Source organism: Sandarakinorhabdus rubra (assembly GCF_010994245.1).
In the GTDB taxonomy this organism is placed as follows: Bacteria; Pseudomonadota; Alphaproteobacteria; order Sphingomonadales; family Sphingomonadaceae; genus Sandarakinorhabdus; species Sandarakinorhabdus rubra.
The window spans coordinates 1-8792 of the sequence record NZ_WMHO01000104.1 but is presented as its reverse complement, the minus strand read 5'-3'; the positions used below and the strand labels follow the sequence as shown (position 1 = coordinate 8792).

Below are 8792 nucleotides of genomic sequence, written 5' to 3'. Positions count from 1 at the left end.
CACCAGCTCGCCACCGCACGGCATGTCGGCAGCCGCCCCGGCCTGCACGTCGCCGCCGACGAGGCCGACCTGATGGCGAGGGCGACCGCCCTGCTGGCCGACAGCGGCACGGCGCCAGCGCCGATCGCCCGCCATGCCGATCCGGCCTTTACGAGCCGCATCCGCTCCTTCATCGAAGCCGCGTCATGATCATTCCCGTCCAGCCGGGCGACGCGCCCGGCCATTATCGCCTCACGGTCCAGAAGCAGCTGTGTGTCGGCCCACCCGATCGCCTGTTCATGTTTGGAGGCGTCGGCCTGGCCAGTGCGCTGGCGGCAGTGGAAGCGGCGACCGGCCGACCCACCGTTTGGGCAGCGGCGCAATATCTTTCCTATGCCCGGCCCGGCACCACGCTCGACCTGGAGGTGATCGTGCCGGTCGCTGGCAAGTACAACAGCCAGGCCCGGGTGATCACCAGAGCCGGCGACCAGGAGATCATCACCGTCAACGCCGCGCTGGGCAGCCGGCCCGACAGCCCGCACCACCAGTGGGCCGCCATGCCGGACGTGCCGCCGCCGGAGGATTGCCGCGAGATGCCGATCCGCTGGCAACGCGATCCCGATGACATGAACAGCCAGTGGGACCGGCGCATCGCCACCGGCCATTTCGGCCGTGAGCGCGGCAAGGCGCCCCCATCGGCCGATGGCATCGGCCGGCTGTGGGTGCGCCCGGCCGATCCGGCGACCCCGATCGACCGGCAGACGCTGGCCGTGATGGCGGATTTCCTGCCGTCGGGCGTGGGCAACGCCATGGGCGCCAATGCCGGTGGCAACAGCCTCGACAACACGATCCGCTTCATGAACGTGGTGCCCACCGATTGGGTGCTGGCCGATATCCGCATCCACGCCGTCCATGCGGGCTTTGCCCATGGCCGCGTCCACCTGTTCGCGCGCGACGGCACACTGATGGCCACAGCGAGCCAGAGCCTGATTGTCCGTATTCACAGTTGAGGGGGGGGGGGCACGGGCGTAGCCTTTGTCCATGACACCGCACCTCATCGCCCTGCTGCTCGCCTCGGCCGCTGCGACCCCGCCGCCAGCAGCCAGCCCGCAGGTGCAAGCCGACAATGCGGCGCTGGCCGCCAGCCTGAACTGGGCCGACGAGCAGGACTTCGACTTCGCGGCGCGCGGCTTTCTGGGCAGCGTCGATGCGATCCGCAATGACAAGGGCGAGCTTCTGCGCGACCTGAGGGACGAAGCGCAGTTCAAGGGCCCGGCGCCGGCCACGGTGAACCCCAGCCTGTGGCGGAACGCCAGCCTGCTGGCCCGCCATGGTCTGTTCGAAGTCGCGGACGGCATTTGGCAGGTGCGCGGCTTCGATCTCGCCAACATGACCGTGATCCGCGGCAACAGCGGCTGGATCATCGTCGATCCGCTGACCGGAGCGGAAGCGGCAAGGGCCGCCATGGCGCTGGTGACCGAGAAGCTCGGCAAGCGCCCGGTGGTGGCGGTGGTCTACACCCACAGCCATGTCGATCACTTCGGCGGGGTGCTGGGCGTGGTGAACCCGGCCGACGTGGCAGCCGGCAAGGTGGCAATCATCGCGCCCGAAGGCTTTCTGGAACATGCCGTGTCGGAGAATGTGATCGCCGGCCCGGCGATGCTGCGGCGGGCCAGCTACATGTTCGGCACCAGCCTGCCCCGCGGGCCCACCGGCCATGTCTCCTCCGGCCTCGGGCCGATGGGAACGCCTGGTACCTATGGCCTGATCCCGCCCACCGACAGCATCAGGGCCACTGGCGAGAAGCGCGTGATCGACGGGGTGGAGATGGTCTTCCAGCTCACCCCCAACACCGAGGCGCCGGCGGAGATGAACTTCTACCTGCCGGCGTGGAAGGCGCTGTGCTTTGCCGAGAACGCCAATGGCGCCATGCACAACCTGCTCACGCCGCGCGGCGCGCTGGTGCGTGATGCAAAGGGCTGGGCGGACTATCTGGTCGAGGCACGGCGGCGCTGGGGCGGCGAGACGGACGTGCTGTTCACCAGCCATTTCTGGCCACGCTGGGGCCGGGCGCACATCAATGACTATCTGCTGCGCCACGCGCAGGCCTATGTCTTCGTGCACAATGAGAGCGTGCGGCTGATGAATCAGGGCCTCAACGCCGTCGAGATCGGGGAGGCGATCCGACTGCCCGAACCGCTGGCGAAGGCGTGGTTCAACCGGCCCAACTATGGCAGCCTCAAGTTCAATGCCCGCGCCGTCTACCAGCGCTACCTGGGTGCCTTCGATGGCGATCCGGCCAACCTCGATCCGTTGCCGCGCGCCGAGCTGGCACCGCGTCTGGTCGCGCAGATGGGCGGCGCGAAGAAGGTGCTGGCCGCCGGCAAGGCCGCCGCCACCAGGGGCGATGATCGCTGGGCCGCCACCCTGCTCTCCACGCTGGTGCGGGCGGCGCCCGAGACGCCGGGGGCCAAGGCAGCGCTGGCCGGAGTCTATCGGCAGCTGGCGTGGCGCGCCGAGGCCGCGCCTTGGCGGGATTTCTACCTCACCGGCGCACAGGAGCTGGAGCAGGGCATCAGGCCGGCCACGCAGGCGGCAGCGGCCGGCATCGCCGCCAATCTCTCGGTGGCCATGCTGCTCGATTCGATGAGCGTGCGGGTGGTGCCAGAGCGCGCCATCGCACCGATGACCATCGCCTTCGAGATCCCGGACGCCAAGGAACGCCACCTCGTCACCATCGGCAATGGCGTCATGCTGCACGAACAGGGTGTGGCTGATGCCGCAGAGGCGACTTTGGTGGTTCCACGGCGGGCGCTGATCGGTCTGATTGGCGGCGCGGTGAAGGCGCCTGACCTAATCGCGGCGGGCCAGCTGGAGATCAAGGGTGACATCGCCGTGCTGCAGCGCTTCATGACGCTGTTCCAGCCGCCGAAACCGGATTTTCCGCTGGTCGCTCCCTAGGGGGCAGTTCTATCGGGGCAGCGGCGACCAGGCGCGCATGTCCACCCGGTCGGTCACGCGATAGGGCGTGCCGTCTTCAAGCCGGAAGAAGCGCTCCGTCTCCGCCCGGTTGAACGGGCGAGCGCCCAGCCGGCCGACCACGGCGATCTGCCCGCCCGTCTCATCGACGCCGCGATCCCGGTCCAGCCCCTTGGCAACCGCAAGCGCTGGCGCCTTCGTCCGTCCCCAAGCGATGAGTTCGGGCATCGGTTTCGGCGAGAAGCCATAGAAATTGGGTTGGCTCTCGGGGCTAGTCAGTTGCAGCAGCTTCACGCCGTTCCGCCCGTCGGCGACATAGGCGAACAGGCTGGCGTTGGTGGTGGCCACCACCACGTCTTCGGCATCGCTGAGCGTGCCATTCGCCGTGAAGCGCTGGTAGAGGCGCGGCGCCAGCGGCTTTTTCACATCCACGATCACCAGGCCGTCGCCCTTGGCCGCGACATAGGCATAGGTGCGGGCGACGTAGAATTTGCGGGCGTCGGCGATGGCGAAGGTCGCCTCCGGGCGGTGCACCGGGCGCTTGAGATCGGCGATGTCGAACAGTTCCAGCCCGTTCGCGGTCGTCACCCACAGGTAGCGGAACTGCACGGCGCTGGCCCGCGCGTCCTTCAGGGGCAGCACGGCTTCCAGCCTGGGCGCCTTGGGGTTGTCGAGATTGACCACCACCAGTGCGCGCGGCGTCGTGACATAAGCCATGTAACCCGCCAGCGTGATGTGGCGCGCGCCGCTGAGCACGCCATCCGGGTTCCACGCCGTGCGGCCATCCGCCAGCGTGGTGCGCCGGAGGAAATTGTTGCGCGGCTCGCCATCGGTCAGCGTGTCGACGTTGACCAGCACCAGGCCCTCCACGCTGTCCGTCACCACCGCGTAGCGATAGATCTCGTGCAGCTTCTGCTCCTGGTTGTAGCCGGCCAGTGGATCGGCCAGCGGCTTGGCCTGGGCGCGCGCCTCCTGCTCACCCACCATCCTGTCGTTCCTCGGCACGCTGATCGGCTGGTTGGTGGCCAGTGCCATGCAGGTGGCATTCGTCGTCTTCACCTGCGCGTCGTGGCCAAGCGCGGAGAAGGGCGACTTCACGATCTTCTCGGACACGCCCTTGTTGGACAGGTTGGCGATATCATAGGCGACGAAGCCGCCCTTGCCTTCGGCGACATAGAGATACTCGCCGCGATTCTGGATACAGCGCACCGCGCCGCTGGTGCCTTGCGTGATGTTGCGGATGTCCTCGGTCGGGCGGGTCTCGCCCGACAGGCGCTTGTCGAACAGCCGGCCGCGCGTCCAGTTGATCAGCTCGCGGCCATTTTTCTCCACATGGAGCCGCCAGTAATCGGGATAGGCATAGCGGTGCAGGTAGGAGCCGAACACCGCCTGCGGCTCGCCGAACTCGGTCACACGCACCGCCTCGACACCGCGGTCCAGCCCGAAGAAGGCGTGCATCCCGACGAAGTTGATGAAGTTGGTGCCCTGAAGGGTGAGCTGGGCGAGGATGGCGTTGTTGTCGTCGTCCTCGCTCACGTGGCAATCGGTGCAGGTCTTGGTTTCCTGTGTGCGCACCGTGTGCGGGAAGTGCGGCGCGAAGGCCTGCGAAGAGAAGCCGGAGGCGGCGATCGGCGGCTGCTGCACATAGATGCGCTCACGGTTGATGTTGGTGCTGGTTAGGATCAGCGCCGACGATGATCGGATCGGCGCGATGATGCCGCCCTTCGACGTCTGGTGGCGGCCCAGCTGGAAGATCTCGTCGCGCGCCACCTGGGGATTGTAGGTGGCGAAGTTGCGCGTCTCCTGCTCCTCATATTTGTGCGTCTTGGTTTTCCAGTTGGCCTCGATCGGCAGGTGGCAGCCGCCGCAGCTGGTGGTCCAGCTTGTGTGGCAGGCAAAGCAGGCCATGTTGTCGTCCTTGTGGGCCCGCTCGCCCACGCCGGGGCCAAAGGCCATGCTGCCGCCTTTCGCCATCAGCTTGGCGCGCGCCGCCTTCGCGTTGAAATCGGGATGGTCGCGGTTCACGCTGTCCTTCACCAGCTTCACCCGCCAGACGAGGGACGGATCGCTGGCCGAGCGCTGCCACAGCACGCGGCGGCCGTTCTCCACGCCCCATTCGAAGCGCAGCCGGCCATCGGGGTTGCGGATGATCGACAGGTCGGTGCCGGCCGGCGGCGCGGCGAGGTTGGAGGTTTTCAGCGTCGGCCAGGCATCGGCGGTGCCGTGACAGTCCTTGCAGCCGATCTCGACGCTGTTGGCCACCTCGCCATGGATGAAGCCGTTGCCGTGGCTGTCCTGTGCGAAATGGCAATCGGCGCACTGCATGCCCACCTCGGTGTGGATGTCCATCAGGTGCACCGCCTTGCCCGGCTGGCCGGGGCCGGGGGTGGCGGCCGGTTTCACAAACTGCGGGGCGCCGTTCCGCCGGAACTTTTCCGGATCATCGTTGGCGACGATGTGGGCGGTGTCGGTGCCGTAAGTCGCCATGTTGCCGCCGGCATCGAGCAGATTGCCCTCGCGGTCGCGCTTGTAGACGGCGCGGAAGTTCCAGCCGTGGCCGTGATAGTCGGCGAACTGGGTGTCCTTCATAAGGTCGTTGCGGTCGTTCACCGTGCGCAGGAAATCGAGGTCGGACCACGCCCCGGTGGCGGCGGCGGCCTCGGGGTTGCGCTCATTGGTCTCGCGGACCTGGGCGGCGGTGGGATAGCGCTGGCGCTTGAACAGGCGCTGGTATTCCGCCTCGCTCATGCCCGGCGGCTTGGGATAGGGATTATCCGGCCCCGGCCACATGCGTGGCGCATCGCTTTCGTAATCCCACATGGTGGTGCCGTAATAGGTGTTCAGGAACATGTTGGGCTGGTGCATGTGGCAATTCATGCACAGGCTGGACGGCATGGCACGGGTGAAGCTGTGCTTCATGGGGTGGCCGGGCTCGGTCTTGCTGATCGTCGGATCGGCGCTCTGGCTCTGGCCGTCGCGGCCGCCGGCGGCAAACACCGAGGAGTGTCGCACCTCGCGATCATTGGCATAGACGACATGGCAGGCACCGCAGCCCGAGGTGCGATAATCGCCCGGCTGGTCATTGGTGCCCATGAACCAGGTGAAGGGATCATTCAGCCGCGTCTTGTGGATGTTGATCACCGGCACGGCGATGCGCAGGCCCGTGCCCGGCCCGCGGTTGGACTGGCGGATGTCGGGCCGACCCGGCTCCTCCAGCCGCTGGATCTGGCCAAGGCTGTTGGGCAGGCCGATTTCGGGGAAGATGGGGTTGATGTTGCGCCCGCCGCGTTCGAACACGCGGAAGATGTCGCCGGGAGGGATCACCTGCCAGGCCGGCAGCGGCGCCAGGAAGGGCAGTGTGCCGCGCGCCTTCTCGGCCTGTGACAACGCTCCAGGCCCGTCGGCACCGGGCGAGAAGACCAGCGCCGGCTGGCTGGGATCGTGGTGGCCACCCTCTTCATGCTTGAGCGCACCATGGCCAGCGCCCAGCAGGGCATCAGCTTGGCCAGGGCGCACATAGGCCTCGCCCAGCACGTAGTTCTTGTAAGGCAATATCCCGTTATTGTAGGCCGCCCCGCCGAACAGCATGGCGCCGCTGGCCATCAGGCTGCGCTCGGCCCGCTCGATGATCTCGAGATGGCAGGCCCCGCAGGCATCGCGCGCAGCCCGATAGTCGGACGGGTTGACGAAGCGGACGAACTCCGGCGCCTCGCGATTGAGCAGCGTGTAGCTGCGCTTCGGGTTGGCCGAATGCGGGAAGTGCCAGGCCTCCGGAAAGCGCGGCAGCACGTGCGCCTCGTCGCGCAGCTTGGCATAGGCGGCGTCCTTCATCGCCAGCGCGGCCGGCGCCACGATCCCGGCATCGCCGCCGTGACAGTCGGTGCAGCCCAGCACCACCGATTTGGGCGCGTGCATCGTCGCCTCGTCGCTGGCGGTGTGGCAGCTGACGCAGCCCGTGGACTTGGCGCTGGCCTGTTCCTGTGTCTGCCATTTCGGTGCCGGGAGGCCACGCACCCGCGTGTAATCCCGCTCGACCGGCTTTTCGCCTTCGGACGCTATGGCCACCCCCATCAGCGGCAGGATCAGCAGCAGGGCGAGACGCTTCAGCATCTCAATAGGCCAGCACGGCGTTGAACAGCACCGAATAGTAACTGCCGGTGCGGGGGGCATTGGTGAACAGGTCGCGGAAGCCGGCGCCGGGTTTCAGCAGCGCGCCCGAAAGGCGGAACACCAGATTCTGGTTGAAGTGTGGGCGATAGGTCGCCGCCGCCGACAGGTCCCAGCCGATGTCCTTCGGGATCGTGCCTTCCATGCGCAACGTCTGCAGCACGGCGGTCGTGGCGAACCACAGATGATTGACATTGCCGCTCACCCGCAGCTCCGGGAGCAGGTCAAGATCGGCGCCTGCCCCCAGCAGCATGGTGCCGGGGTTGGTGAAATTGGCCTGGCCCTGTTCCTTGGAAGACCTGAGGTCGTTCAGGATGCCGTTGCGGCTGTTCACCGCGATGGCACGGCCGCCGCCGGCAAAGGGGATGGTCTGGCGGATCCAGTAGCTGGTGTCGGCGCCGGCAAACTGCGGGTTCTCGAAGATCGCCGCATAGCCGCGGTCGACATCGTCGTAGGGGTTGGAGTCGCCCGAGGCGAACAGCGCCGAGCCGCGGATGCGCACCCAGCCACGGTCATAGCTCGGTTCCAGCGCCACGAACCAGCTGCTGATCTTCGCCCGTCGGTCGGTGAAGATGTTGCCCCTGTTGGAGCCGGTGGCATGGGTGGCCGACAGGGTGAGGTTCAGCCGGCCGATGTGCCCGTCGGCGTTGTAGGACAGATAGACCACGTCATAGTCCCGGCCGCGCAACGTGCCGACAAGCGCCGGGCGCACCGGGAAGCCGTTGGTGTCCACCTGCACGTCATCGCGCTCGCGATTGGCGTTCCAGGTGACGCTGACCTGGCTGGTCATTCCCGGCAGCGGCAGATCCTGCCGGTAGAGATTGGCGGTGAGCACATAATCCTGGCGGGGGCGGCGCAGGATGGCGTTGAGGCCGGAGTTCGTGTCCTTCTCCAGCCGCCAGAAGGCCGCGATGTTGTACTGCACCCGGTTGTTGTCGCGGGTGCCGAACAGGCGGACGCCCAGCTGGTTGTCCTGGAACAGGAAGCCCCGGAAATCGCTGGAAAACGGCTGGATACCGATGCGGACGGAATCGAAATCATAGCGATCGGACGTGTTCCTGAGGTGGTAATCGAGGAACAGTTCCTGCACGCCGACGAACGCATCGGAGCGCAGCGAGCGCCGCGATGGCTCGACGTTCAGCACCCGGCGTTCGGGCACATCGACATGGTTGAAGTTGAAGGCGATGGCCGCCCGCAGTTCATATTCTGGCGGCTTGAAGGCGGTGCTGCCCTTGGTCAGCGCGGCGCCGAGGATGAAGGTCTGCGCGAAGACCTCGCTGTACTGGCGGCCGAACACGTCGTTGCTGCCCGGCCGCTCGGTCGTCTGTACACCGACCGGGATCGGGAAGCTGCGCGGTTCGGCCACGGTGTCGGAGATCGCCGTCAGCTGCAGGAACAGGTCGTGGGTGCCGCACAGTGGCCGGTCGCCCTTCAGCGTGTTCTGGTTGTAGGGGTCCTTCCAGTTCGACTTGACCAGCCCCAGCGTCTCGATCAGCCGCCAGCGGTCCGGCACCGGCAGGTGATCGCGGGGGAAATCGCCCTGTTTGGGCCAGGCCACCGCGCCGTCGTTGGCCTGGACCACCGGATCCCAGGTCGTTGCGCCGCCCATCCCCGGCACCCGCCGGCCGGGCAGCGGCGCGAGCGAGGGATCGGCGGGCGGCGGCGCG

At 67.2% G+C, this 8792-nt stretch carries 5 protein-coding genes; 3 read left to right on the top strand and 2 right to left on the bottom strand.

What is annotated here, in order from left to right; translation table 11 throughout:
• The 3 genes from GJV64_RS07975 to GJV64_RS07965 form a co-directional block, all read left to right on the top strand.
• A partial coding sequence (locus GJV64_RS07975) for a hypothetical protein (RefSeq protein ID WP_205599564.1) occupies positions 1 to 189 on the top strand: 189 nt, incomplete at its 5' end.
• Positions 186 to 989, top strand: coding sequence for an acyl-CoA thioesterase (locus GJV64_RS07970; protein WP_164156733.1), 804 nt, complete (start codon positions 186 to 188; stop codon positions 987 to 989). The genes GJV64_RS07975 and GJV64_RS07970, both read left to right, overlap by 4 nt.
• A 31-nt stretch (positions 990 to 1020) precedes the next feature.
• Positions 1021 to 2940, top strand: coding sequence for an alkyl/aryl-sulfatase (locus tag GJV64_RS07965; RefSeq protein WP_164156732.1), 1920 nt, complete (start codon positions 1021 to 1023; stop codon positions 2938 to 2940).
• Between the two features lie 9 nt (positions 2941 to 2949).
• Here the strand turns inward: GJV64_RS07965 and GJV64_RS07960 are convergent, their stop codons facing one another.
• Entirely contained in the window at positions 2950 to 7068 is a 4119-nt protein-coding gene (locus tag GJV64_RS07960; protein ID WP_164156731.1) for an LVIVD repeat-containing protein, read from the bottom strand.
• Position 7069: 1 nt separating this feature from the next.
• A partial coding sequence (locus GJV64_RS07955; RefSeq protein WP_164156730.1) for a hypothetical protein occupies positions 7070 to 8792 on the bottom strand: 1723 nt, incomplete at its 5' end.

Coding starts and splice junctions, on each gene's coding strand:
- GJV64_RS07970 (WP_164156733.1), top strand. CDS start 186: ATGATCATTCCCGTCCAGCCGGGCGACGCGCCCGGCCATTATCGCCTC.
- GJV64_RS07965 (WP_164156732.1), top strand. CDS start 1,021: ATGACACCGCACCTCATCGCCCTGCTGCTCGCCTCGGCCGCTGCGACC.
- GJV64_RS07960 (WP_164156731.1), bottom strand. CDS start 7,068: ATGCTGAAGCGTCTCGCCCTGCTGCTGATCCTGCCGCTGATGGGGGTG.